Below are 25,919 nucleotides of genomic sequence, written 5' to 3'. Positions count from 1 at the left end.
ATCACAAGGCCGAAAAACCCATCCCGCGCCACCCAGCCGAGCAGTTCACGGACGGGGGTTGAGGGGGTCACGCTCATGGCGCATCGCCTCCCGCAGGTGCGCCTGCCCAAGCCGCCAGGGCGGCGGTCCGCTCTGAGCTGCGGATGTCAGCATCGGTGGCACGGGTGCACCAGGCGATGTGCCCGTCGGGGCGAACGAGCACTTCGGTCACGCCGTGGAGGACCGCACGCTCGTCGTACTTCGTGACGGCATGAGCAGTGACCCGTGAGTGCCATCCGGGCGCGAGGGCCCGCGGCGGATGCGCATCCCCCGTAAGGTCGAGGAGGACGAAGCAGCCCCGCGGCAGCAGTTCGTAAAGGCGCATCGCCTCCGAACCCACGGCGGCCAGACCGATGTCGGGCATCCGCTGTCCCACCAGCGGGTCCGTGTCAGCGGTCGCAGGCGGGTAAGAGGTGCTCAGCGCGGAAATCCGTCCCGCGAGCAGACGGTTGACGTCCTTCAGCGACAGGAGTTCGTCGAGGAGCCTGCGCAGGGCGGCTGCGGGCAGCTGGTACTGCGGCAGGAGGGGCAACTCGGCGAGCAGGGTCTGGACTTCGGTGTTCTCGGTGACCGCCCGTCCCACGGGGCGGCGTTCGGCGTCGTACGTGTCGAGGAGCCCGGGAGGAGCCCAGCCGTTGACCGTCGCAGCGAGCTTCCAGCCCAGATTCATGGCGTCCTGCAGGCCTGTGTTCAGTCCCTGGCCGGCTGCGGGGAAGTGAATGTGAGCGGCGTCCCCGGCGAGCAGGATGCGGCCGGACCGATAGGAGGCGGCGAGGCGGGTGGCATTGCCGAAGCGCGAAAGCCAGCGCGGCTGCGCGACCCCGCAGTCGGAGCCACAGATCCGCGTCAGCGAGGTACGGAACTCCTCCAGAGTCACCGGCTGCCCCGACGGAACCCGCATCCGCTCCGGATCGATGCAGACGAACCGGGTGAGCCCACCCTCCAGCGGCACGGCCAGCACGCCGCGGGCCCGTAGAGCAGCAAGAACCGCAGGATCTGCGTCGACCTCCGCGAAGTCCCCGAGCATGCCGGTCAGTGTCTCGTCGGTGCCCGGGAAGGCGATGCCGGCAGCCTCCCGCACCAGACTGCGCCCGCCGTCGCAGCCGACCGCGTACTGCGCCCGTACGGTGTCGACGGCCCCGTCAGGCCCGCACACCTCCAGTTCGACGCCGGCGGCGTCCTGGCGCAGCCCGGTGGTCTCGTGTCCACGGCTGATGCGGACGCCCAGCTCTCCCGCCCGCTCCTCCAGCAACGCCTCGGTACGGGCCTGGGCCAGGAAGAGGGTGTAGCCGTGGCGGGAGTCGAGCGCGGCGAAGTCCAGCCGGGTGTCCAGAGCGGCGAAGTGCCAGCCCGGCACTGGGTTTCCGAGCGCGAGGAAGCGGGGCGCGAGGCCCCTCATGTCCATCAGTTCCACACTGCGCGGATGCAGGGTCAGCGCCCGTGAATCACGCTGCGGCGCGGTACGCCGCTCCACGATCCGGGTCCGTACACCCGCCAGCGCCAGCTCGCAGGCAAGCGCCAATCCGGTGGGGCCAGCGCCCACGACCAGCACGTCGGTGTCCGTCAATGTGACCTCCACTATTTAGTGAACATCGTTCACGTGAACGATGTTCACTATAGTGGCGACCATGAGCAACCCGTCAACCCGCACACGCGGGCGCCCCCCACGGCTGGACCAGGCGCGCACCGTCGAAACAGCCCTGGATCTGCTGGACGAAGCCGGGCTCGACGCGCTGACCATGCGCCGCCTGGCTGATGCCATGGGCGTCCAAGCCGGCGCGCTGTACCGCTACTTCGCCACCAAGCAGGAACTGCTGACCGCCATGGCGGAGCGGATACTGTCCGACGTCGGCGCATCCGCGATTCCGGCCGGCGAAGAGTGGAGCGAGCGGCTCAGCGGCCTGGCCAGAGCGTTGCGCACTGCGCTGCTCGCCCACCGCGACGGCGCCCGCGTCTTCGCCGGCACCCACTCGACCGGGACGCACACCCTGCACTTCGCCGACACCGTGATCGGCGTTCTGCGCGAGGCCGGCTTCGACGATGCCGACGCGGCGCGCGCCCTGATGGCGGTGGCCAACTTCACCGTCGGCCACACCCTGGAAGAGCAAGCCGCCGCTCGGGAACCGGGCACAGAAGCCCCCGCAGACCCGGGCCGCCTGGCTGACGCCGTAACAGCCGGGTCGTACCCCCACCTCACGGCCACCCTGCCCGTGCTCAGCAGCACAGACTTCACCGCCCACTTCGAGTTCGGCCTGCGCCTGCTCATCAACGGGCTGCGCACCCTGCCACCACAGCACTGACGAAGTCCCCCCTACTCGACGAGGAAGACGGCCATACGACTCTCCGTACCGGCAACAGGCCGAGACCGCGGCCGCCACGAAGCAGCAACTTCGGCGTACGTGGGAGCACGCGGGATGACGTTCTCAACCAGGCCGACCCTTCGGAACCACGATTGGCCGCGACGTGGCACCAGTGTCGGCCGGTCGGAGACGTGCGGCTTGCCGCCTGCGCCCATTTGAGTTGGACGGAACCCTCCAGCGCAGGCTGAGCAGGGCTCGGTTCCGCTGAACGGCAGGGCTCAACGGGTGTCAGCCCGCGCCACCGTGTGAGGAGAAGAGGTCGGAGGAAACGTACGATCAGCGGGATCCCGATCTGCGAGGAGTTTCGCCCGGTGACCGCCGTCGTTCCGCCCGCCCGTACAGTCGTCGCCCTGCTGCCCGTTCAGCGGCTGACTCGATTCGAGGACGGCCGGGAACTCCACGCCGTGCTGTGGCGAGCAGGTCAGGGGTGGCGGATGATCAGCAGCGCGGTCCTCGGCGGGGGCATCGGGGAGCGGAACTGGATCCTCAACGCCCAGGTCGCGCACGGCTATCAGCGGACAGATCCGGACCGACACCTCGCCGACCTTGCCCGTGCCGCAGGACTGCAGGGCACGGGTGTCGGGCTGATGACCGCCGCAGACGTCTCCCGTCCGGGCCTCGCACGGGACGGTGGCGTCGAGGCCGTTGCGACCTCCGGCATCTCGGTGCGGGGCTGGGCCGCCTCGCCGGACGACGGCGCGAGGACACCGGCGGGGCCGGGGACGATCAACATCGTCACCGTCCTACCCGTGGCGCTGTCCGACGCAGCGCTGGTCAATGCCGTGGCCACCGCAACCGAGGCAAAGGTGCAGGCGTTGCTCGACCTGGGCCACGACTGTTCCGGCACCCCGACGGACGCTGTGTGCGTCGCCGCCCGGGCCCCGCAGCCCGGCGACGAGGTCCACGCCTTCGCCGGGCCGCGTTCCCCGTGGGGAGCCCGCCTGGCCCGCGCCGTCCACACAGCCGTACGGGAAGCCACCCCCGCGCCTTGAAAGAGCTTCTCTGATCCGTAGCGCGAGCCGGGTTCGGTCAGGAACGTCGTACAGGCTGCTAAGAGGGTCCTGCGGGCCGGAGTTGACTCTGACGGTTGCCGGTGTTGCTGTACTGGCGAGTGACGGCGTGGATCGGTACGGCGAGGTCCAGGTACGGCAGCCGTCGCGTGAGTGTGGTGATGGCGGTCTGCACCGTTCCCGCGGGAATGCGATTGCCGACAGCCCCCGGGCTGCGCTGTAGTGCGAGCATGAGCAGAATCGCGCAGGTCATCGTGTTGGCTCCGTACGCGGACGAAGTGATGGACCCACTGACCCGACCGGATCCCTCACGCACCTGGCAGGGCCACTTCACGCCGCTCGACACATTCGTGGGGGGATGGATGATCGAATTCGACCGGATGCGCCCACGGGAAGGGCTGCTTCGGCACCTGGAGACCCTGGCCTGGCCGAACCCGGGAAGCGTGCAGGTGCTGATCCACGACGAGGAGGACGACTGCTTCGGACTGTGGATGATGCAGGCCGGCGTTCTGAGCGAGGTCCCGCTCCCCGGCCACAGACGCCTGCACCCTCCGGAACCTGCTACCCATGAATACCCGCCCGACCCGGGACTGTTGTGGCGCGCGGAGTCGACCATCCCAACCAACTACTCGGCCGAACGCACCGACCCCCGCCCCGCCTGGTAACACCCACACGAATGCCGCAGGCTGCACAGCAGCACTGCAACCCGCCGCCCGGACGGAGACAACCGCGGAACCATGACACGCCTACCCTGCGGCCGTCGGGACGGCGCCAGCAGCGCCGTCTACCAGGAGATCGGCCTCGCCAAGGAGGCGCCCGAGGCCATTAGCGGCGTCCACCTGGTGTCGGTCCTGCAGGGCAGCGGGGGCGCACAGCGCAACGAACCCTCCGCATCGCGCTGGAAGACGTCCGACGGCCACCAGGGGTCGCGCAGACCGGCCGCGAAGAGGACGAAGTCAGCCGGCCGGCTGCGGGCGCAGGCCCGCGAAGACCGTGCGGGCCACGGCCGTTGCGAACTCGTCGAGGGGACGGACCGGCTCGCTGCCCGGGAACGCCTTGAGAAACGCGCGCTGCAGACAGGCGCCCATCAGCAGCGCCGCAGCCGCGTCGGTGTCCGAGCCCGGCGCGATCCGGCCGGCCTCACGCTCCGCGCGCAGATAGCGGGAGAGCGCGTCGATCGGGTGGTGCGGACCACTGCCCAGCGCGTGTACGCCCTCGGCATGGCGGCGCAGCAGCGCGGGCTCGGCGAAGAGGGAGGCGCCGATCGCGAAGGTGGACTCGTAGAAGCTGGCGGCCTGCCGGACGACCGTGACGAGGTTCTCCTCGACGACGTGGCCGGCGGGTTCGTCGGTCAGCTCGACAAGCAGCGGACCGAGCTTCGGGAGGCGTTCCTGGAGGACGTGGAGGAACAGGTCCTCCTTGCTCGCGAAGTGCTTGTAGAGCGCGGCCTCGGAGCAGCCGGCTTCCCGGGCGATCTCCTTGGTTGTGGCACGGGCGAGCCCGATGGTGCGCATGAGCTGGTCTGCGGCGTCGAGGATGCGGGCCCGTGCAGGTTTCACGTGTGCGCTCCGGAAGGGCTTGACGAAGGGGTGGGTGAACACTCACCATAGCGGTAAGTGAATACTCACCCACCAAGGGGGCGTAGCAATGAAGCTGACCGTTTTCGGAGCGACCGGGGGCGTCGGGCACGAGATCGTCCGGCAAGCGCTGGCATCGGGCCATCAAGTGACCGCAGTGGTCCGCGACCCCGCTCGACTCACCGTCGACGACCCGGCCCTGCAGGTCGTCACCGCCGGGCTGAAGGACCCGGAGGCCCTGCGGCCGGCCGTGGCGGGCCGCGACGCGGTGCTCTCAGGCGTGGGCGCGCGCGCCATCAAACACGCAGGCGTCGCCACCACATGCACCCGGACGATCCTGCGGGCACTGGAGGCAGAGGGGGTGCGCCGCTTCCTGGCGGTGAGCGCGGCTCCCATCGGCCCGGTGCCGCCCGACGAAACGCTCCTGCTGCGCGCGGTGACCCCTCTGATCTCGCGCGTGTACCGCGACGTGTACGCGGACCTGACGGCGATGGAAGACGAAATCCGCCGCAGCACCACCGAGTGGACGGTCGTACGGCCGCCCAAGCTCACCAACAAGCCCATGACCGGCCGCTACCGGACCGCGCTCGGCGCCAACCTCCGCGGCGGCAACGCGATCGGCCGGGCGGACGTGGCCCACGCGATGCTGCGCATGACGGACGACGCCTCGACCCTCAAGCAGGCAGTGGGCGTCGCGTACTAGCCGCCGGGCTGGGGACGGCCCTCACCCTTGCCAACCTCCTCCAGGCAGTGGGCAAGGCCGGCACAGCACATTCACCGAGAAACGCGAACACTCACCAGCCGCCACGTGAAACAGGCGCCAAACGGCTGCCGTCTTCATCCTCGACAGCAGTCGATGTCCCCACGGCGACAAACGCTCACGTCACCTCTGACTGACGTATGAGGCGGCTCAGTCTGTTTCGATAAGTGCCCCGCCAACTAGACCAGCGGTAGGCACGAGATCAAGTCGCCCACGGCCCAGATCTGTTCCGCAGATCGTCCGTAGAGGCGAAGACCATGGTCGGGTTCACGCCGCGCAGTAGGCGCGGAATCGGATGGACACGGCTCGGTGCTACGCCGACCGCCCGAGGCGGTCTGACGCGCCGATCTCGGCCCCGTCCCCAACGACGAACTGTCGGTGTACGCAACGGGCGGACGTGGGAACTCAAGACACACGCCTCGTGCTGCGCCAGCTGCCGACCCTTCGCGGTCCCGACCGCTTCCTCCTCGCAGCGCTCGCGTCGGCACGGGGCCGGACCTACCGGCATGGGCGGTGGTCGTGGTCTCGGCCGCCGCCCCGGCGCCCTGAGCCAGTCTTCAGACACCACCGCAAGCGGGCTTGCCCGGGGCGGGCCTCGTGGGGTGTCCCTCGCAGCCGGCGCTGAACTCGAGGAGGCCGCCGTCCTGTGGGCCGGTGGTGCCTCGAGCAAGAGGACCAGGGCGAGGGATCAGAACGGGGATACTCCATCCCAACGAGAGCACCAGGTGACAGGCTCGCTCCATGGCAGATGACATCGTGGGGAGTCAGGTAGCTGACCTTCGGGCCGAGTGCGAAGAACAAGCCCGGAAGAACCGCTTCCGTCGGCAGTTCTGGCGGTCCACCCACGCCGCGCTTGGACTGCCGGCTGCCGTGTTGGCGGGTATCTCGGGCGCAGCTGGGCTCTCTTCAGCAGATGCCCGTATCCCTGCTGCCGTACTGGCGCTCGTCAGCGCAGGGCTTGGAGCTGCTATCGCCTTCCTGAAGCCGGAAGTGCATCAGCAAGCAGCTCACGCCCGCCGCAGGGCCTACCTGGCCTTGGAGGTCGATGCCCGCTTCGCGCTGACGCAGGCGGCATCCAGTGGCGAGCCCGTACCTCTGATCGCCTACAGGAATTTGCTGGAGCGCCGAAGGATGATCATCGCAGGTCAGCTAGACGAAGTGGTGCAGCGGATTGCTGTCGAGGGCACACCTACCGGGGCCGGCGAATGATCGGCGGGAGCGAGGCGGCAACCCTGAATCCGACGGGGAAACGCTTCGGGCACCGGTTTTCTGCGACTCCGAGCAGACTCCGTGGAGCGCGGCCCGCCGCGAAGCCTATGCGAACGACCAGTACAGCCCGGACACACTGATCGCGGGGTCACGGCTGCCTCCAATCGCTCCGATGGGTGTACGCAAGAACGATTCGTCTTACGGCACACGGGTCACATCCGGCACTCCTCACGCAACGAGCCGCGACAGTTGGACGAGCCCAACTCCGCACAACCTTCCGGGAGTCTTCTGATGCGTCTTCGTCACACGGCCGTGGCTGCCATCGGCGCCCTCGCGCTCACCCTCACGCTGTCCACCTCCGCATACGCGGCCGTCGGCGACTTCGTGTACTCCTACACGGGCCCGGACGGCAGCATCCAAACCTCCAGGCTGGTCGATCCGGCCAGCCAGGTCTGCCACACCCTGCCCGAAGCCGCCGACGAAGACACCTCGACCCCCGCTCACTCACCAAGCAACCTGACCGACGCCACCGTCACCGTCTTCACCGGAGCCGAGTGCGACGGCGAATCCTTCACCCTCCAGCCCGGAGCACAAGCATCCGAACGCCTGAAGCTCCGCTCAGCATTCTTCTCCTGACACTGCTAACACCCTGACACCAGGCCCCGGCGACCAGGCTCGAGAGCGGCGACGGCCAACCTCACCCCCGACCGACACACTGCCCTCACCGACCTCGGCAACGACGGCGCGTGACGATTCGTTCAGGGGATCGTTGGACCAGCCCGCCCCGGGTGCGCAGCTTCCCCGGCCGCTTGCCCTTCCTGCGGCCGGCTAGGCGGAGCCGAAAGGGACGTTGCGGGTGGGCTGCCCGACTGGTCCCAGGTGCCTCCCACATCGACGAGGTCTCACCCGCACCGAGACGCCCCCTCACCGGCTACCGGCACTACATCCCCGACGGCCCCTCCGGCCCCGTTTCCCCGTCATCCTGACCAGCACGTAGCACCCGGGCACCCGAATGGCGAGGCCATGGCCGCCCGCCCGGGTCTGTCAAATGAGCGGTGTAACTGGGTTAGTTGAGGTTACTGACGGGCTGCGGAGAGGCGGCCGTCGAAGGTGATGTCGAAGGCGTTCAGCGCGGTCTTCCAGCGCATGGTCCAGCGGGCCTGGCCCTTGCCGGTGGGATCGAGAGACATGATCGCCATGTAGACGCACTTCAGCGCGGCCTGCTCGTTCGGGAAGTGGCCGCGGGCCTTGACCGCTCGGCGGATGCGGGCGTTGACCGACTCGATCGCATTGGTCGTGCAGACGATGCGACGGATCTCGGTGTCGAACCGTAGGAACGGGGTGAACTCCTCCCAGGCGTTTTCCCACAGTTTCACGATCGCCGGATACTTCCTGCCCCAGGCGTCGGCGAACTCGGCGAACCGGTCCAGGGCGGCCTCCTCGGTCGGTGCGGTATAGACGGGCTTGAGGAGACGCGCGATCTTGTCCCAGTCCTGGCGGGCGGCATAGCGGAAGGAGTTCCGCAGCAGGTGCACCACACAGGTCTGCACGATCGTGCGGGGCCAGACCGTCTCGACCGCCTCGGGCAGGCCCTTGAGCCCGATGCCCCTATGGATGTCAAGCCGCGAGGCTGTCGGGAACAGGTAGGGGAGCGGAGGCGATAACTCGGTGGATCTCGCGGGCGATGTACCGCTTCAGGCAGCGGATGACCTCCCGCTTCGTCTTGCCCTCTGCAGTGCGCCGCAGGAGGTAGGCGCGGGAGCGTTCCTCCCAGCGCAGACGGGAGAGCGCGATGCGGTAGAGGGCGGCGTTGGCCTGACGGTTCCCGCCGCGGTTGAGCCGTCGGCGTTGGCTCTTGCCGGAGGAGCGTTCGACCGGGCTGACACCGCACAGAGCGGCGAAGGACGCCTCATCGCGGAGGCGGTCGTGGTTGTCGCCGGCGGCTATGAGCAGGATGGCCGCGCTGTCCGGGCCGACACCGGTGAGTTCGAGCAACTGCGGGTTGTGGGCCTGGATGATCGCCGCGATCCGACGGGTGAGCGAGGTGGCCTCGGCGGAGAGCTGCTTGATGCGGTGGGCCAGCAGGCTCAGGGCCTGGTTCACTGCGCTCGTCTGCGGGTCCAGGGCAGCGCACGCCTTGAACAGCGCCGGGTTCGAAAGCCCGGTGAGGGACTCGCGCAGCTGGGCCGGTGCGCTGACCAGGAGGGCTTTGAGCTGGTTTATGGCTTGGGTGCGGTTGCGGACTGCGGAGTCTTTGACGACCTTCAGGACGCGCAGTTCCTCCACCGGGCCGTCTTTGCTCTTCGGAGCCCCGGTGGCCCGTCCGCCCAGCACGGCCCGGGCGGCGGCCTCGGCATCGACCGCGTCGGTCTTGCCCGAGCGGCGCCGGGCCGCCCGGTCGGGCCGGTTGACCTCGGTGACTTCAATGCCTTCGGCGGCCAGGTGCCGGGCCAGTCCGGCGCCGTAGGAGCCGGTTCCTTCCACGCCAGCCTTCTCGACGACTCCCAACGAACGTGCCCATTCGACGAGTTGCTTGTATCCGGATGCCGTGGCGGGGAATGACTGGGTGCCTAGCAGGGCACCGAGAACGCTCACGACAGCGGCGACGTGCACGTCCTTGTGAGTGTCCACGCCGAGCACAGCGGTGGCGGAGTCGGCGGGCGGCTGCTGCGGCGTGTCGCTGTGGTGAGGCATGCTGAGGATGGTCATGTGCCTGTCTCGATTGGTTCGCGGGCGGATGGCCGCCACCGGACCGGTCGGGCGGTCAGGACTGTGAGGGTGCCTGTCGCGAGGCCCCTATCGGGACACGCCCACCGGGCCGGCGGCAGCAAGCCCCGCACGGGACCGGGCCGACAGATCGGCGCTCAGGACACCTTGGTCAGTCGCAGACCGAGTCAAGCCGCGACCCCGTGCGGAGCACGATCATCCTCACAGTCGCAGACCAACATCAGCACGTCGTTGACGCCACGGTTCTTGATCTCGGTGAGGATGTGCAGCCAGTGCTTGGCACCCTCACCGCCGTCCCCGGCCCACAGGCCCAGGATCTCCCGCCGGCCCTCGACAGTGACCGCCAGGGCCACGTAGATGGGCCGGTTGGCGACCGCACCGTCACGGATCTTCACGTGGATGGCGTCGATGAAGACCACCGGATAGACGACGTCGAGAGGGCGGTTCTGCCACTCAGCCATGCCCTCGAGGACCTTGTCGGTGATGGTGGAGATGGTCTGCCGGGACACCTCGGCCCCGTAGACCTCCGCCAGGTGGGCCTGGACTTCGCCTGTCGTCAGGCCCTTCGCGGACAGCGAGATGACCATCTCGTCGACGCCGGTCAGGCGCTTCTGCCGCTTCTTGACGATCTTCGGTTCGAAGGAGCCGTCCCGGTCACGAGGCACGGTTATCTCCACCGGTCCCACGTCGGTCAACACGGTCTTGGAACGTTTGCCGTTGCGGGAGTTGCCGCCGTCCTTGCCCGCCGGATCGTGCTTGTCATAGCCGAGGTGATCGGTGATTTCACCCTCAAGGGCGGACTCCAGCAACCGCTTCGTCAACTGCTGCAGCAGCCCGCCCTCACCCGTCAGCTGCAGGCCCTCGGCCTGGGCACGGCTCACCAACTCGTCGATCAACCGGTCGTCCACGGCCTTCGCCGACACAGCCGCAGCCGACTCGACAGCCTCGTGCTCGGTCACGTTCTCACTGGTCATCGATGCATCTTCCATGATCGGGAGTTACACCGAACGATTTACAGTCCCGCCCGCCCCAACTCCGGACCAGGTTCGCGGCATGCCAGGTGCCGGGATCACAACGGCGGCCTCAGTACAGCTCGGATGCCGAGGGTGTGGTGGGCTGCTGCCGGTCCGGTGTGGTGTAGGCGAGGTTGAGAACCGTGCGGCGTACCCCCGGGTGTTTCAGTGGGGATTCCTGGGCGATGACGTGGCCGCCCAGCGTGGTCATGTGACGGGGTGAATCGTCCATGCACTCCATGGCGAAGTCCCGCCGCACAGCGAGTTTCTCCAGCCTGCGGACTTCGCCATCGAGGACCTGCAACGCGTCGGGCGGCACCAGGCCGGGCAGCGGCAGGTAGCCGTCGACCGTAAAACGGTCGCGCAGGACAGGGGTGAAGTCGGGCAAGGAGAGCATGTGCAGGCCATACCCGACCGCTAGCAGGACCAAGCGACGCAAACGGGCGACCCCATATCCCCACCCGGAGCACCCCCGCCGGCCGCCGCGGTCACGAGAGCCGACGACAGGCCAGCCCTCCATCCAGGACGCATCTGGTACGAGGGCAGGGAAGATGCCCGGGAAACCGTCACCAGCCTTCCAACAAGGACTGCAAGCCTCACCCAGCACATGGCACGGGGGGCCGCAGCCGTGCGGCGACCGCACCGCGAGACGACCGTTGCAGACAGCGAAGAACACGAACTCGCCCTGAGTGTCTGGTCGACAACCAGAAGCAACGACTGGACAACCTCACCGAGCCGCAGCGTGGACGGCCTCTCGGAGCTGGGACTCGACTGGGCGTAACAATGCCCCCGGCGGATCGTTGAACAGAGCGGTCAACGAAGTGCACACAGGCCCCGGGCCCCACGGCCCGGGGTCTCGCGCTGTCTTCCCACGGCAGGTCGGCCTGAGACACTACCTGAGCCAACGGACTCGCCGCGGCGCAGACCTACACGAAGCCGATGCTCAGCTGCTCGCGGCATCGAGCGCGAAACTCGGCGCCAGCAATTCGTCCGTCCGTAGACCGGCACCCGGGTGACACAGGGAACCCAGGCAGGCAAGACGAAAGTGCGTCATCAACGCCGCAGTGCCCGCGCCCACCCGCCGCTGCCGCGCCCCCGCCAGCCACCCATCCACATCCCGAGGCCCCACACCGCGCACCTCGCAAACGCCAGCAACTCCCACAGCCATACGTCCTGCTGAGCCACCCACCGATCCGTCGCCCCCGCGCCGCCAACGCCAGCACAAACTCATCCACCCACGCCTCAGGCACCCACCCACACTGGCCCCGCTCCGTCAGCAATCCCGAATGAGTTCAAACAGGCTGAACACTTAATCACCCCGACTACCACGAGCCCACCACGCGCGAACAGCAACGACCCCACACCCACCGAATCTGACCTTTCAGTCAAGCCCGGGGACGCATGCGCTGACCTGCGGCCCCACTGCCCGCCTGCGCGCCTGACCTCAAAGATCGCAGCGCCTGCCGCCGGGCCATCCGGGCCACGGCTCAGTGGGTGAGGAGCATGTAGGTGTTCTCCAATTCGTCCTGCACGACGTGGGCATCTCCCGCAACAGTCCGCACGACAAGGTCGTCTTGGGGGGTATGAACCCGATACTGCCAGCCTTGCGGGAGTCGCAGCCGCTGGCCGAGCGTGGCCAGGGAGGCCATCGTCTGGCTGTCGTCCACGGTGTAGGAGTACGCCTGCAGGACATATGTGCGGTCGCCCGGGGCGAGCAGCGCGTGCACCGGTTTGCCGCTGGACAGGACGTACTCGGTGTCCCGTTTCACCGTGGAGTCGACGTAGAACTTCTTGGCCGTCGCCCCGGTGAGGTCGATCTCGGCGGGGATGTGGACTTCGGCCACCCAGCGGGCCTCCAGGCCGTCGAACATCGCGGTGTCCCCCCACTCGAATGCCGTGACCTCGTCGATCGTCCAGAAGCGGGGTCCGTTCAGGAACACCATCGGCACCTTGAACTGCTCGGCCAGCGCACGGGGATCGAGCGCGTTCCATCGTTCCGGCGGACAGTCGTTGAGACCGAAGGTGGTGTAGACGGCTGCCTTGAGACGACCGTCCTCGCTCGGCGAGATGAGAAGGACCTCGCCGTAGCGAGCGTTCCGCAGGCCGCTCAGGTGCCTTGCCGATTTCGTCGTGTCGGACATGGCTCCTCCTTGTCACAGCCCGCCTTCGCTCATGCGCGAGACCGCCTGTGGGGAAAGGCCCGCTAAGGGGCGGGCACAGGTAGTACCTCGGGTTGTCCACTCCATCAAGCGCATCACAAGCGTGGTGAAGCCGCACGTCGTCCCCGGTGGCGTCGAGCGGCAGGCCGAGCGGGGTTGCGTGCCGGGTCTCGGAGTCCCGCACCACAGCCGCCTCGCCCACGCCGGGACGGCCCGCGCCCGCCCGTCGCCGCCGGCACATGCACCTCCCCCGAGCCGCGGGCCGGGCCTCCGGCTAGGGCTTGACGTTTGCCGCTGTGGGTCGGACGTCGACGGGCGTCGCGTCCTCCTTCGCAGGACGCTGGGAACGTGGAGTTTCCCGTGCCGTGGCCCCTGCCCAGCTGCAGTCCGCCGCCGGCGCGGGTGCCAACGCGGCAGCTACGGCGGCCTCTGCCGCTGACGCTGGGCGCTGGGCCGACGAAGCCGGGTCCAAGAGCAGGAGGCGCAGGCAACTGCGGCGCGTGCCAAGCGGCTCGCCGATCAGGCCACGCGTGCGGCAGGGCGCGGCACAGACCAACGCTCACCAGGCCGCCACAGCCGCCCGGCGATCGCGCAATCACGCCAATGACGCCGCCGCCCTCGACAGCCGGGCCGCCGGCCTTTCCTGACCTCATGCTGCTGGGCATCCCACACACCCGAAGACGGTGCGCTCCAGGAGCAGCCGAAACGGCGGTGGGCAGGCGGCTGCGCTCAACCCCATGGGCACGCTCCCCCTTTCCCTGCCGGGCAGGACTGCGCCGGTCGCGGCGGGCGCCACCTGCAGAGCGGCCACGCCACTGGCCAGTCTCGCCCCGGCGACGCCCATGATCTCGTCGATACCCAAGGGTGATGGCCTCGCCTGCCGCCCAATGACTCCAGCACGTACGACTCCGAGGGCGCTTGGCTGTCTCTGGCCGCTGGCACTAGGGTCCCTCTTCACAGATCATCAGGTTGGTGGATCATGGTCGGGTGATACGCCGTCATGAACTCACCGACCTGGAGTGCGAGTTACCCGCTCCGCTCCTACCGCGTGCGGCAACGGGGCGACCGCGAGTGCTGGACCGACAGGTCATCAACGGGATGGTCTACAAGATCCGGACCGGAGTCTGGTGCCCCAACTTCCTAGGCGCCCGACGGGTGACGTCCATCCGAACGGACTACAGCCGAGGTGTTCCTCCTTCGGGGTAGGCCCCGGCGGAGTGGCCGGCGAAACTCACCTACTGCATCGCGAGCTCGGTCGACGTCGGGCGGTCTCAACCACGACCGTGGCTATGCCCCGCCACGTGATCTGCCGGTTCCTCTTCATGCCAGGTTCGCCGCTGCAGGGCATCACTGGAAGGCCAAGCGGCCACAGCGGGAACATCCGGTACGGCCGGCACGGTTGCATCGATCGAGGGACCGGCTCCGTACGGGCGGGGAACACGGAGACCACAAGGTCGTCCGCCCCCCAGGATCCGGGCCCAGGGTCGCGGTCCGCCCGCCGCGTACTCGGACCAAGTCGTACTTCTGCAGGAGGACCTTTTCATGACTGACCGGCCCTTGACGCTCATGGCAGTACACGCTCACCCCGACGACGAGGCCACTGGAACCGGAGGGGTCCTCGCTCGATACGCGGCGGAAGGCATCCGCACCGTTCTCGTGACCTGTACCGACGGCGGTTGTGGTGACGGACCGGGGGGCGTCAAGCCGGGCGATCCCGGGCACGATCCGGCGGCGGTCGCCTTGATGCGCCGTCAAGAACTCGAGATGAGCTGTGACGTCCTGAAGATCAGCGATCTGGAGATGCTGGATTATGCCGACTCCGGGATGACGGGCTGGCCGAGCAACGACGCCCCCGGATCCTTCTGGCAGACCCCCGTGCAGGAAGGTGCGGCCCGACTCGCAAAACTCATGCAGCACTACCGACCTGATGTGGTCGTCACCTACGACGAGAACGGCTTCTACGGACACCCCGACCACATCCAGGCCCACCGCATCACCATGGCGGCGCTGGAGATGACCGCGCTGACACCGAAGGTGTACTGGACCACCATGCCCCGTTCGATGATGCAGCGCTTCGGCGAGATCATGCGCGAGTTTCATGAGGACATGCCGGAGCCGGATCCCGCCGAAGCCGCCGCGATGGCCGAGATCGGCCTCCCCGACGATGAGATCACCACGTGGGTGGATGCCACCGCGTTCAGCGGTCAGAAGTTCGACGCGTTGGCCGCGCACGCCAGTCAGGGCGAGAACATCTTCTTCCTCAAGATGGGCAAGGAGAGGTTCGGCGAGTTGATGGGCATGGAGACCTTCGTACGTGTCCAGGACGCCACCGGCGCGGCCGTACCCGAGAACGATCTCTTCGCCGGACTGCGCTGACCCGCCCATCCGACCCGGCCGGGGGAAAAGCGTCGACCGCACGGCGGGATCGAGCGGGTCACACAGCCAGAGGCTTGTCCACGCGAATTCCGCTCCGGCAGAGAGACCTCACGCTGGGCCGCCCGCCTTAGATGTCGTCAACCCAACTGATGGCTTCCGACTCTAGGTGGGCCGCCTTCGACGCCGCTCCTGGCATCCTGCACATCCCGACGGACGCCAGAGCGAGTTCATGGCCACCAGCGGCCCTCGCGAAACGGCTGCTCAGGAATCGGCCCCGCCCCGTTCGGCCAGGCCGCGTGTCGCCCTACTGCGCAGCGATGGCCAACCCGCCCCCACCGGTGTCCACACTGCCGCGCGGCTTGGGCGCGGCGAAGGGAGGCGCGTCCTGGCGGCACATTGCTCCGGTCGGCGGAAGGGCGCCGTCGATGAGGTAGCGGCTTGCATAAGCGTTGACGCAGCTGCTGGGGTTGAACAGTGCCGTGTGCCCGACTGCATCGTGGGTCAGCAGGCGGGCGTTGGCCAGCTCCTTCGCCATGGCCTGCGCAGCCGACAGGGGCGTGGAGGGGTCGTAGGTGTTCCCGACCACCAGGATGGGGTTCGCCGTTGCCTTGTTCCACGGGCCGCGGTAGCGGTCCTCGGCGACCGCCGGCCACGAGGCACAGCCCGCGGAGGCCCAAATCCAGTAGCGTCCGGCGTCCCCCGCACGGGCGGCCGCGGCCTCAGCGAGGGTGCCGTACACACCAGGGTCCCGCGGGTTGGGGCTATCGCCGCAGAAGACCGCGGTGCTCTGTTCCTCGCCCAGGTACGGGTTCGGGTTGGGGACCGGTGGCGGGGGCGGGAGGGGGGACGGCTCCGGGACGCGGCCCTGCCACAGGTCCTGCAGCCTGCCGGCGAGTTCCGTCCCCCCGAGCTGGACGTCGTAGAGGCTGTGCACCACGTCAGCCACTGTGCCGGCGTAGGTCCACGGGCCCACGGGTTCCTTTCGGAGCCGCTGCAGCAGCTGGTCGTACTTGTCCTGGGTCGCCTTCGGGTTGCCGGCGGAGAACGCGCAGCGGGCGGTCGTCGTGGATCCGCACAACGCGAGGAACCGGTTCACGGTCTCCGCGGCGCTGCGGCCGGAGCCCAGGCGCTGGAACGACGTGGTCTGGGCGGCCTCGTCGGAGGCGTTGTTCGTCCAGGCCCGCGGGTCCCAGTTGGCGTCGAAGACCATGGCGCGGACCCTGCCGGGGAAGAGGTTCGCGTAGGTCGCGCCCAGGTACGTGCCGTAAGAGATCCCGTAGTAGGTGAGCTGCTGCTCACCCACCGCCTTGCGAAGCTGGTCGAGGTCGCGAGCGTTCTCAGCGGTCGACACATGGCGCAGGAGTTCGGGGTCACGCTGCTCACAGCGCCGGCCCAGTTCCGCGTACGCGGCGGCGAAGGCCGCCCGCTCCTTCTCTCCCACCGGAAAGCCTGCCGCTTTGCTCGCAGCCCAGTCTGCGGCTTCCTCGGGACTCGCGAAGCAGTTCACCGCGGTGCTGTTGCCGATGCCGCGGGGGTCCCAGCTGACGATGTCGAACCGCTCCCGCACCTCGCGCGGGAAGGACTCGTAGTTCTGTGGCATCTGGACTGTTCCGGGGCCGCCGGGGCCGCCGGGATTGAAGAACAAGGTGCCGATGCGCTGTCCGGAACCGGTGGCCTTCCGTTTGACGACGGCGAGTTCGATGGTGCGGCCACCTGCGTCGTCGTAGTCGAGCGGAACCTTCGCGGTCGCGCAGTCGAACGGACTGCCCTGGACGCAGGGTTTCCAGTCCAGCTGCGGGGCGGGCACGGAAGGGGACGGCGCGCCCCCGGCCGGAGCGTGAACCGGTCCGGTAAATGCCGTCGAGCAGATCACCACCGCGGCGAGGGCCGCGGCATGACACCGACGGCTCGCTATCGGTCGAGATATGTGCATGTCATGTCCTTCCCCGGTTGAGGGCCCGACGCCGTACATGCGCTGGACCTCGGCACGCATGCGGTCAACAACACCTCGGTCCGGCGAGGCGCGCGAGCGAACCGGGGCCGAATGGCGCAGCTACTGCCCACACCGTCGTGGCCGGTATTGCGCCGCGACGTACCTGGTCCGGGCTCGAAACTGCTGGCGCCGTGTCGCGTCGGGTGGCGTGAGCACGGGCTCCAGCGAGTAGGGCCGGCCGCCTTGCGGCGAGGAGGCCGGTGCGGAGCTTCGGCAGAACGGGGCACTCCCCCGCGACAGCCGAGGGGCCAATGGCTGCACCATTCCGCGGCACCGACAGATGCTCGTGCTCGCGATACAGGCCGTCCCGGCGGTATCCAGACCATCGGCTCCTGCGGCTGAGGCAGGTGCGAAGGTCAACTGCGCGGGGCGACGGTCGTTTGGGGAGAGATCCGCAGGCGCAGCAGAGGGGGTCAGTCCCAGACCAGGTTGAGGGAGCGTTCGAAGTTGACGTATCCGGCACGGTCGAAGGCTTTTGCCATGGGGACGTTGCCGAGGTCCGTGGATGCCCTGATCCGGTCGACGCCCTCGGCGGCCAGGATGCGGGTGCCCTCGGCAAGGATCTCGTCGATGTAGCCGTTGCCGCGGTGTGCGGGCAGGACGCCGATGTACGCGATGATCGGGTGGTAGCTGTGGGGGCGGACCGCCATGGCGATGCGTTCGACGACGTCCACCATGGCGGCCTCCCTTCTACCGACGCGCGCGACCCTGCGCCCCGAACCCGGCTGACCGGTGCTCAGCCCCTCGCGCCTTCGTCAGGAGCGCGCGAGCCGGGCCGCGAGATAGGGGGCGGTGGCGCTGCGGCGGGCCCTCGCCACCTTGGCCGGCGGGCCCACCGCGACAACCCGCCCGCCCGCGTCGCCACCGCCCGGCCCGAGGTCGATGACCCAGTCTGCGGTGGTGATCGTGTCCAGGTCGTGCTCGACGAGGACGACCGTGTTGCCGGCGTCGACGAGCCGGTGCAGCTGTCTCAGCAGCAGCGCGATGTCCGAGGGGTGCAGCCCCGCCGTCGGCTCGTCGAGCAGGTAGAGCGCGTGCCCGCGGCGGGCTCGCTGCAGTTCGGTGGCCAGTTTGATGCGTTGCGCCTCACCACCGCTGAGTTCCGTCGCGGGCTGGCCCAGCCGCAGGTACCCCAGTCCCACCTCGCGCAACGTCTCCAGACTGCGGGAGGCGGCCGGGACGGCGGACAGGAACTTGGCGGCGGCGTCGACGGACAGCGCCAGCACTTCCGCGATGTTCTTGCCGCGGTAGGTGACTTCCAGCGTCTCGGCGTTGTACCGGGCGCCCTGGCAGGTCGGGCACGGCGCGTAGGTGCCGGGAAGGAACAGCAGTTCCACCGCGACGAATCCTTCGCCCTGGCAGGTCTCGCACCGCCCTTCGGGCACGTTGAAGGAGAACCGCCCGGCCGAGTAGCCGCGCGCCCTGGCCTCGTCCGTCGCCGCGTACAGCTTGCGCACCGCATCGAACATCCCCGTGTACGTGGCCAGGTTGGACCGGGGAGTCCGGCCGATGGGCCGTTGGTCGACCCGGACCAGCCGGTCGAACGACTCGACCCCCGACGCGTCCTGGACGTCGACCTCCAGCTGCGCCTCGTCGGGATCCTCGGGTACGAGTCCGAGGTGGCCGCGGACGACCTCGGCGAGCACCTGCGTCACCAGCGTCGACTTTCCTGAACCGGAAACTCCCGTCACCGCCGTCAGTACGCAGAGCGGTACGTCGACGGACACGTCGTGCAGATTGTGGCGGGAGACGCCGCGCAGGTGCAGCCAGCCGTGCGGTGTGCGCGGGCGGTGATCGAGCGGCTGGGCGCGCCCGAACAGGTACTGGCTCGTGGCCGACTCCCCGACCCGCTCAAGACCGGAGACCGGGCCGCTGTACAGCACGCGTCCGCCGCCCTCGCCCGCGCCGGGGCCGATGTCGACCACCCAGTCCGCCCGCCGTACGACGTCCATGTCGTGCTCCACGACGAACAGCGAGTTGCCCGCCGCCTTGAGACGGTCCAGCACGTCCAGCAGCGGTTCCGCGTCAGCCGGGTGCAGGCCCGCAGAGGGTTCGTCGAGGACGTAGACGACGCCGAACAGCCCCGAGCGCAGCTGGGTGGCGATCCGCAGGCGCTGCGCCTCGCCCGGCGACAGGGTCGTCGAGCGGCGCCCGAGGCTGAGATATCCGAGGCCCAGGTCGAGCAGTACGTCGACCCGCGCGACCAGATCACCGCAGATCCGGACCGCGACCTCGGTCGTCTCCCCGGACCGGGCGGTCGACGTGGTGGCGTCGGCCTTGGACCGCCCCGCGACGGGCCGCAGCAGCGCCACGACCTCGGTGAGCGGCATCGCGTTGATCTCGGCGATGGAACGTCCGGCGAAGGTCACGGCGAGCGCCTCGGGCCGCAGTCCGCTGCCGTGACACTCGGGGCAGGGCACACTCCTGACGAACCGGAGCGCCCGTTCGCGCATCTTCTCGCTCTTGGAGTCGGCGAGGACGTGCCTGACGTGCTTGCGGGCGCTCCAGAACTTGCCCTGGTAGCCGTAGTCGACGCGGTCCTCCTCCGGCTCGATGTACACGGAGGGCTGCTCGTCCGTGTACAGCAGCCAGTCCCGGTCCTTCTTCCTGAGCCTGCGCCACGGTCGGTCGATGTCGATCCCCAGGCCGCTCACGACACTGCGCAGGTTGGCGCCCTGCCAGGCGCCCGGCCAGGCGGCGATCGCCCCCTCGCGGATGCTCAGCGAGGGGTCCGGGACGAGCAGGTCCTCGGCAACGTCGTGCACGACGCCCAGTCCGTGGCACTCCGGGCAGGCGCCGGCCGCGGTGTTGGGTGAGAACGACTCGGCTTCCAGCCGTGCTGCCCGGGGCGGATAGGTGCCGGCGCGGGAGTACAGGATGCGCAGCAGATTGGACAGCGTGGTGATGGTGCCGACCGTCGAGCGTGAGCTGGGCGACCCGCGTCGCTGCTGCAGGGCCACGGCGGGTGGCAGTCCGGTGATTTCCTGCACGTGCGGTGCGCCGACCTGTTGCAACAGCCTTCGGGCGTACGGTGCTACGGACTCGAAGTAGCGCCGCTGGGCCTCCGCGTAGAGCGTGCCGAACGCGAGCGAGGACTTGCCCGAACCGGAGACGCCGGTGAAGGCGACCATCGCGTCCCGCGGAACGTCGACATCGATGTTCCGCAGGTTGTTCTCACTGGCACCCCGGACATGCACGAAGGGGTCGCTCGCGTCCTTGTTCACCGTTCCTGATTACCTGATCGCGCGGGGACCCGCGCGACAGGCGCCATCCCCGGGCCCCGCTCACACGAGCATCCGAAGAGTCCCGGTATGAGCTGCTCCCAGGGAACATTCGAGGGTGCTTCACGGTTGATCCGTATGTGGGCGTGAAGGGAACTGTGTCCCCGGGCCTCACCCTTTGCCCATGAGGACGATCGTTCGGCTGAAGCCTTATGGAGCCCCCGCCGCGAGGCGACCGCCCTTGGCGCCCACTCTCGATCGGCCCCGGCTGGGGATCCCCCGAACCAGTCGGGGCCTTCGTCTGCCCCCTGCCGACGCCCTTCGGCCAACGCGGTGGTCAGCCTCCCGGTGGCGCACTCGCCCAGGCAGCTCAGCCCCAGGTCGCGAGCATGGGCCCCATGGCGGCCGACCGAGGGCTCGACCCGGTCGCAGACCCACGTGCCGCGCCGCTCGGAGGTGAGCAGCCCGTTGCTCAGAGATCGCACGGACAAGTCCTCACGCTTCATGGCAACGACCCCGACACGACTGGTGTCGGGGTCGCAGGGGCACAGGCATGAAAGGAGCGCCGCCAGGCACTCGCGCAGTGTTTTTGCAGCCGTCCGTGCAAGGAAGCGAGGCCCGTCCGTGTCGCAGGTAGATCGGGCGCACAAGTCCTAGCGCCACTGGACGATCTGTCACCAGGGACCGGGTAAGCAGGGACCGGGTAAGGGTGCACCCCACCCTTTTCGGCGCTGTCACCGGTTCCCGGCCTGCCTGCCGTCCAGCAGTCCGTGCAGGTGCGCGGTGGCGTTTTGGATGTCCGCGTATTTCTGCTGTCCGGCGCGTACCTCGGCAGCGAGCACACCGCAGCGGTGGACGCGCTCGAAGTCGCCGTAGGGGAACTTGTACCGGCCCTTGGTCTCCTCTCCCATCTCGTCGTCGATGCCCAAGTACCACCGGGCGTACTCGTTGAATCCGTGCTCCTCGAGGTAGGCATTCTCGTCCGCTGCCGAAGGCCGGTGCTCGCTCCACTCGTCCCGGTCGTCCAGGACGATCCGGCCCTCTTCGGTCAGCTTCTTTGCGTGGTCGAAACGCCATCGCGTTCAGTTTCACTGTCATGCCGTTTACCGCCGCCTCGACTGTCGTGTTCAGATGTCGGCTGCTGCCGCCCGGATGTCCTGCCGCGCCTGCCCCATCAGCTCGTCCAAGTCGCCGACCTCAGGGGTGAGTTCCTGCGCGCGCGGCGCGATCTGCTGCAGCCATGCCGCAGTGGCCATGGCCAGTTCGACGGCCTCCTCGGTTCGCTCCTCACCGAGCAGTTTCTCGACCTTGAAAGCAATGCTCGCGAGTGTGGCGTCATCGGTGGCAGGCACCAAGTAGGGCTTCAGGCCCGGCGGATACGGAGTCCGCTCCCGGTACTCACGCATCGCGGTCACGACCGCGGGCGCCGCACTGTACCAGTCGAGGAGGCCCATGAAGACGTACAGGCGTGCCACCAGCCGTGGCCGACCAGGGTGCCGATCCAACCAGGCCATCAGCTCACGCTGATCACCGAAGTGGTCCATGATCTGCGACATCGCTTCCGCGACCCGGGTGGGCCAGGTCCAGTGGAAGGGCAGCAGCCGCGCCACCTGATGGGCGAGCGCCGCCTCGGCCTCCGCGTCCAGCGTGCCGACCACGAATTCGGCGACCTGCCTGTGGTCCAGGCCGTAGTCGGCCGGCGCCGCCCGGTCCTGTGAGCTGTGTGACGAGTCGTGACGCAAACGCAACAGCTGTGTGCCGATCTTGCTCAGTGTTCGGTTCCGCATTGTTCCTCCCAGCTCGCGAGGTGTTCTTGGTCGTCCGGAACGGCCGAACGACCAGCTCCTGCTCAGATCCATGCGACCGCCCCACCGCCCGCAGTTCGCCGGACCGCAGCGAACGCGGCCGACGAAGAATCCATACGGTGCCGAGGCCGATGACGATCCGCCAGTGGAACCGGGACCACCGCAGCCGGTCGAGGCGGGCCGGGGACCTTCGTGGTGATGGCACGGAGTCCGGAGGTGGTGGTCATGCTGCCGTCCCTTCCGCCTCGGGACACGGCCGATCCGCCGTACGGGCGAGGGACCGGGCTCGCTTGCCGTATCCGGCGTAACGTCTCACCCTGTGCCGCGCTGCCGTCTTGTCGGACACCGGTTCCGCTTCCAGAGCGAGGGCGCCACCGTGCGCCGGCGCTGCGAGTGCGGTTGCGGTTGCGGTTGCGGTTGCGGTTGCGGGGCGCACGGCAAAAGCGGTATCCGAGCGCCGAGGACGCGGAGCGTTATGCGCGGGCGTTCGACCACGAGGACGCCGAGGACCTCGGGCGACGGGCACCGTTGGTGGGGCTCTTCCCTGTGCGCCTGTTGCGTGCCGTGCGGCTGGCACGAGCCAGGAGGGCAAGTGCGGCACCCGATGACAGTCCCTGTCACCTAGAGGCGTTGCCCTGTGCAACGGCATTCATGGCCTCATCTCGAGCTCTGGTCAAACGTGCACGGGGTGACGGCACATACCATTTTACGGCCTTTTTGTGCAGCTCAGTGGATATTCCGCCGCCTACATCTCCCTTCGTCCGTCCAGTACCAGAGGCGGAGTCGCCATTTGATCCGGCAGGCGGAAGCGCCCGGACGAAATGCTCGACATCGTGAACACACAACACAACACGCTTCCGCTGCTTCCGGCACGTCGTCGGCACGTGACGGCGAGCGGTGCGTGCCCTGACGCACGGACCAACCGCCGACGACCGAAGGAATGCGCACGGGACCCGAGCCGCGCCACGGCACTCGGCGCCTTTCTGGACAGTGGCGGTCGCGTCCACGGAGGTGGTGTACGCCTTCGACCTGACCCGGGGGGTTGACGGAGATCCGGTACTTCTGCGAGTTCTGCGAGGCCGTGGCCTGGTGAGACTGGCCTGTGGCGGATCAGGACCGACACGTACGGATCCCCACGCAGAGGGCTCCACCTGGGGGTGTCGGCGCAACCCGTCCAGCCGCTTCATCGTCCGTATGGCTGCAGAAGAACGCCCAACTGGCCACGGCGGGGCGCGAGGTGCAACGTCATGGCTCTGCGCTCTACGTCTCCCCCGGCTGCCCTTCCTGCACCTTCTTCTTCTCTCGCAGGTTCTGCCACCGCTGGCGCTGACGCTCGCCGTAGGCGGCGTTGCGGACAGTGCCGTCGTCTTCGAGTCCGGATCCGAACGCACCCCCGACCATGCCCATGGAGCTGACGAACCAGGCGAGCACGGCGTAGTCGTGCATTGTTGCGTCTTGCTCTACAACCTTGCCCAAGACCGCAAGGTTCAGGATGAGCATGGTGACACCGAAGAGGACGAGGAACAGGACCAGATACAGGGAGAGCACACCGAGGGTGATAGTCACGCAGGTGACTGTGTTGTAGAGGCGGGAGAAGGGACGGGAGAGTGAATCGTGAGGGCGTTCCCAGAGCTCGTGATCGATGATGATCCATGCCGTGAGGGCGAGGAACGACGCAACAGCGACCCCGATCAGGCGTCCCACGTCCATGCCCGAGGAGATGATCCAGGCCGAGGTGTTGACCAGGCCGAAGGCGGCGGTGGCGAAGACACCGGCCAGTGCCCGGGAGAGGGTGGCAAAGAGCCGCCAGGGCCGATTGGCCCGCACCATGCCGGTGACGAGACGCAGATGGCCGCGCAGGCCGGGCACGATGAAGCGTTCCAGGCCATCCTCGCTGGTCCCCGAAGCTTTGAGCCGGCCGGCTTCCTCCGGCGCCGGAGCGAGATCGGCCCGCTCCCGGGTGAGCCTGCCGACGGCATCCGCGACGACATGCCTGGCGCGCCGTCGCATCCGCCAGGAGCCGAGCGCGGGCAGGGACACCAGAGCGATCCGGTCCGCCGGGCTCACCTCGACGCTGACCGGGCTCAGGCCGGCTCGTCGAGGCAGATCGGTGAGGAAGACTACGGCGTCCCAGTCTCCCTCAGGGAGAAAGGGACGTACGACGTCGACCGCGGAGGAGACGTCCAGTTGCTCGTCCGCGACCAGGGGCGCCGTGCGCGCCGTCACCCGCCAATCGATGTCCGCGCGGACCCGCCGCCTCAGCAGCCGCGGCAGCTTATCGGCCAGTTCCTGGGCGACCTCCGCCGCCACTCCGGGGTCGGCGACCAGCACGATCCGCACCGCGTGCGCCGCAGTGGCAGGCAGGAGATCTGTCACGGTCTCAATCCGGTTGGGGTAGGCTTGAGGGCTTTTCGGCCCGAGGTTCCGTTGTAACGCCCTACCATGTGGCGGTCGAGCGCGACTGGCACATCGACGCCAGACGTCCCCCGTTCAGCCCGGCACCGGGTAAGCAGGTCGTCAGAGGGAGGAAAGCGGCGACGGTAGCTGTTGTTGACCGCGCTCAACAACCTGCGACGATCAGATGCTGACGGATGTCAGGGGCGGAGTGGAGGGCCGGCGTCGCCGTCTACGCGTTCAGCCCGGCCTCATGTCCGCCGACGTGCCCGACGAGCCACGACTGGTACGCGGCAGCCTCTCCGTGTCCTGCCACTGCGCAGGCGCCCTCACACCCCGTAGGACTGGTCTCACGGCGACAAGCCGCCTCTGGACCAAGAACCCGAGGATCCGGAACGCGGCCTGGTTCAGTGGGCGCGGGCTGGTCCAAAGGACCGCCGCGTGTCGCCCGGACTCCCGGCCTGCGGCCAGCGGCTATGCCAACGCACCGCGTCCGGGAACCAATTGCGCAAGTCGGTTCATTGCGAGGGTTCTTCGCTGTAGCCGTTTTGGAGCATGGTGCGACGTTCCTGTTCGCGCTTCGAGTAGGCCGCTGCCCGGATCGCTTCGTCGCTCTCCAAGCCAGATCCCAGCGCACCGCCCACTGTGGCAATCGAAGCGACGAACCATGACAGCGTCAGGTATTCCGTGGCGTGCAGCGGGGTTCGTGTCGTGGCAGCGAACACTTGGTCGTTCAGGATGAACAGTGCCCACAGCAAGTTGATGACGATCAAGCCCCCGTAGCAGACGAGCACTCCGATACCCACGGTCATGACCGTAGAGGCGTTGTAGAGCCTTGCCCTCTGCCTGGCCTCCCGCGAGAGCTCTGTTGATCGGTGCCACAGCTCCCCGTCTACGATCAGCCACCCGATCATGATCCCGAGTGACCCGACCATGGCGATCACGAGGCGCGGCGCGCTCAGGGCCCCGGCCAGACTCCAGACGGTGGAGTCCAGGGTGGCGATGGCCCCCGTGGCAAGTGCGGCCGCCAGGGCTTTCGACAGGCCTGGCACCAAACGCCACGGACGGTTGGCGCGGACCATGCCGAAGAGCACTCTCAGGTAACCGCGCAGCCCGCTGACGACATATCGCAGATCGGCGGTCTCCTCCTCACCGACCGGGCTCGGGTGGATTGGCGTGAGACGACCGGCAAAGGGTGCCAGAAGCGGCGGACTTGGCGCAGGTCCTTCAGCCTGTGTGGCCTGCGGACCTACCAAGCCCAGCACGGCTGCCTCCA

General features: G+C 68.4%; 19 protein-coding genes and 2 pseudogenes. 7 read left to right on the top strand and 14 right to left on the bottom strand.

What is annotated here, in order from left to right:
* Positions 1-73 precede the first annotated feature (73 nt).
* Complete coding sequence (locus ACQPWZ_RS35645) at positions 74-1,606, bottom strand: monooxygenase (protein WP_433573590.1); 1,533 nt, start codon at positions 1,604-1,606, stop codon at positions 74-76.
* Between the two features lie 61 nt (positions 1,607-1,667).
* Between ACQPWZ_RS35645 and ACQPWZ_RS35640 the strand changes: the two genes are divergently transcribed.
* The 3 genes from ACQPWZ_RS35640 (at position 1,668) to ACQPWZ_RS35630 (ending at position 4,074) form a co-directional block, all read left to right on the top strand.
* The gene (locus tag ACQPWZ_RS35640) at positions 1,668-2,339 is read left to right on the top strand and encodes a TetR/AcrR family transcriptional regulator (RefSeq protein ID WP_433573589.1); all 672 of its coding nucleotides are present in this window, start codon (positions 1,668-1,670) and stop codon (positions 2,337-2,339) included.
* A gap of 371 nt (positions 2,340-2,710) precedes the next feature.
* Positions 2,711-3,391 (top strand): adenosylcobinamide amidohydrolase, encoded by a 681-nt coding sequence (locus tag ACQPWZ_RS35635; protein WP_433573588.1) that lies wholly within the window; start codon positions 2,711-2,713, stop codon positions 3,389-3,391.
* Between the two features lie 248 nt (positions 3,392-3,639).
* Complete coding sequence (locus tag ACQPWZ_RS35630; protein ID WP_433573587.1) at positions 3,640-4,074, top strand: hypothetical protein; 435 nt, start codon at positions 3,640-3,642, stop codon at positions 4,072-4,074.
* A gap of 291 nt (positions 4,075-4,365) precedes the next feature.
* On the opposite strand, the gene ACQPWZ_RS35625 is transcribed toward ACQPWZ_RS35630, so the two are convergent.
* Positions 4,366-4,968, bottom strand: a complete 603-nt coding sequence (locus ACQPWZ_RS35625) for a TetR/AcrR family transcriptional regulator (RefSeq protein ID WP_433573586.1) — start codon at positions 4,966-4,968, stop codon at positions 4,366-4,368.
* An 88-nt stretch (positions 4,969-5,056) separates the two neighbouring features.
* On the opposite strand from ACQPWZ_RS35625, the gene ACQPWZ_RS35620 reads away from it, so the two are divergent.
* The 3 genes from ACQPWZ_RS35620 (at position 5,057) to ACQPWZ_RS35610 (ending at position 7,591) form a co-directional block, all read left to right on the top strand.
* Entirely contained in the window at positions 5,057-5,689 is a 633-nt protein-coding gene (locus ACQPWZ_RS35620; RefSeq protein WP_433573585.1) for an NAD(P)-dependent oxidoreductase, read from the top strand.
* A 798-nt stretch (positions 5,690-6,487) separates the two neighbouring features.
* A complete protein-coding gene (locus ACQPWZ_RS35615; protein WP_405575456.1) occupies positions 6,488-6,955 on the top strand; it encodes a hypothetical protein in 468 nt (155 codons plus the stop codon).
* A 291-nt stretch (positions 6,956-7,246) separates the two neighbouring features.
* On the top strand, positions 7,247-7,591 hold the full coding sequence (locus ACQPWZ_RS35610) for a hypothetical protein (RefSeq protein WP_405575454.1): 345 nt from the start codon (positions 7,247-7,249) through the stop codon (positions 7,589-7,591).
* A 440-nt stretch (positions 7,592-8,031) separates the two neighbouring features.
* On the opposite strand, the pseudogene ACQPWZ_RS35605 reads toward ACQPWZ_RS35610, so the two are convergent.
* The 5 genes and pseudogenes from ACQPWZ_RS35605 to ACQPWZ_RS35585 form a co-directional block, all read right to left on the bottom strand.
* Positions 8,032-8,556, bottom strand: a pseudogene (locus ACQPWZ_RS35605) (IS256 family transposase); the annotation flags it as partial.
* A 16-nt stretch (positions 8,557-8,572) separates the two neighbouring features.
* The gene (locus ACQPWZ_RS35600) at positions 8,573-9,664 is read right to left on the bottom strand and encodes an IS110 family transposase (protein ID WP_433573584.1); all 1,092 of its coding nucleotides are present in this window, start codon (positions 9,662-9,664) and stop codon (positions 8,573-8,575) included.
* A gap of 224 nt (positions 9,665-9,888) precedes the next feature.
* Positions 9,889-10,656 (bottom strand): annotated as a pseudogene (locus ACQPWZ_RS35595) (IS256 family transposase); the annotation flags it as partial.
* A 109-nt stretch (positions 10,657-10,765) separates the two neighbouring features.
* Positions 10,766-11,092 (bottom strand): HalD/BesD family halogenase, encoded by a 327-nt coding sequence (locus ACQPWZ_RS35590; RefSeq protein WP_433573583.1) that lies wholly within the window; start codon positions 11,090-11,092, stop codon positions 10,766-10,768.
* Positions 11,093-12,182: 1,090 nt separating this feature from the next.
* Complete coding sequence (locus ACQPWZ_RS35585; protein WP_433573582.1) at positions 12,183-12,836, bottom strand: hypothetical protein; 654 nt, start codon at positions 12,834-12,836, stop codon at positions 12,183-12,185.
* A gap of 1,560 nt (positions 12,837-14,396) precedes the next feature.
* Here ACQPWZ_RS35585 and ACQPWZ_RS35580 point away from each other — a divergent pair.
* The gene (locus ACQPWZ_RS35580) at positions 14,397-15,230 is read left to right on the top strand and encodes a PIG-L family deacetylase (RefSeq protein WP_405575448.1); all 834 of its coding nucleotides are present in this window, start codon (positions 14,397-14,399) and stop codon (positions 15,228-15,230) included.
* A gap of 304 nt (positions 15,231-15,534) precedes the next feature.
* Here the strand turns inward: ACQPWZ_RS35580 and ACQPWZ_RS35575 are convergent, their stop codons facing one another.
* The 7 genes from ACQPWZ_RS35575 to ACQPWZ_RS35545 form a co-directional block, all read right to left on the bottom strand.
* Positions 15,535-17,037, bottom strand: coding sequence for an alpha/beta hydrolase (locus ACQPWZ_RS35575; RefSeq protein WP_433573581.1), 1,503 nt, complete (start codon positions 17,035-17,037; stop codon positions 15,535-15,537).
* A 599-nt stretch (positions 17,038-17,636) separates the two neighbouring features.
* Positions 17,637-17,897, bottom strand: coding sequence for a GNAT family N-acetyltransferase (locus ACQPWZ_RS35570; protein WP_433573930.1), 261 nt, complete (start codon positions 17,895-17,897; stop codon positions 17,637-17,639).
* A gap of 81 nt (positions 17,898-17,978) precedes the next feature.
* Positions 17,979-20,447 carry an excinuclease ABC subunit UvrA gene (uvrA, locus tag ACQPWZ_RS35565; protein WP_433573580.1) on the bottom strand — a complete coding sequence of 823 codons (2,469 nt, stop codon included), beginning with the start codon at positions 20,445-20,447 and terminating at the stop codon, positions 17,979-17,981.
* A gap of 731 nt (positions 20,448-21,178) precedes the next feature.
* A complete protein-coding gene (locus ACQPWZ_RS35560) occupies positions 21,179-21,373 on the bottom strand; it encodes a hypothetical protein (protein WP_433573579.1) in 195 nt (64 codons plus the stop codon).
* Positions 21,374-21,571: 198 nt separating this feature from the next.
* Positions 21,572-22,303 carry a hypothetical protein gene (locus tag ACQPWZ_RS35555; protein ID WP_433573578.1) on the bottom strand — a complete coding sequence of 244 codons (732 nt, stop codon included), beginning with the start codon at positions 22,301-22,303 and terminating at the stop codon, positions 21,572-21,574.
* A 1,206-nt stretch (positions 22,304-23,509) separates the two neighbouring features.
* Positions 23,510-24,625 (bottom strand): hypothetical protein, encoded by a 1,116-nt coding sequence (locus tag ACQPWZ_RS35550; protein ID WP_433573577.1) that lies wholly within the window; start codon positions 24,623-24,625, stop codon positions 23,510-23,512.
* 536 nt (positions 24,626-25,161) lie between these two features.
* On the bottom strand, positions 25,162-25,908 hold the full coding sequence (locus ACQPWZ_RS35545) for a hypothetical protein (protein WP_433573576.1): 747 nt from the start codon (positions 25,906-25,908) through the stop codon (positions 25,162-25,164).
* Between the last annotated feature and the right edge of the window lie 11 nt (positions 25,909-25,919).

The organism is Streptomyces sp. CA-251247, from assembly GCF_050952975.1.
In the GTDB taxonomy this organism is placed as follows: Bacteria; Actinomycetota; Actinomycetes; order Streptomycetales; family Streptomycetaceae; genus Streptomyces; species Streptomyces achmelvichensis.
This window is presented reverse-complemented; position numbering and strand designations above follow the sequence as displayed.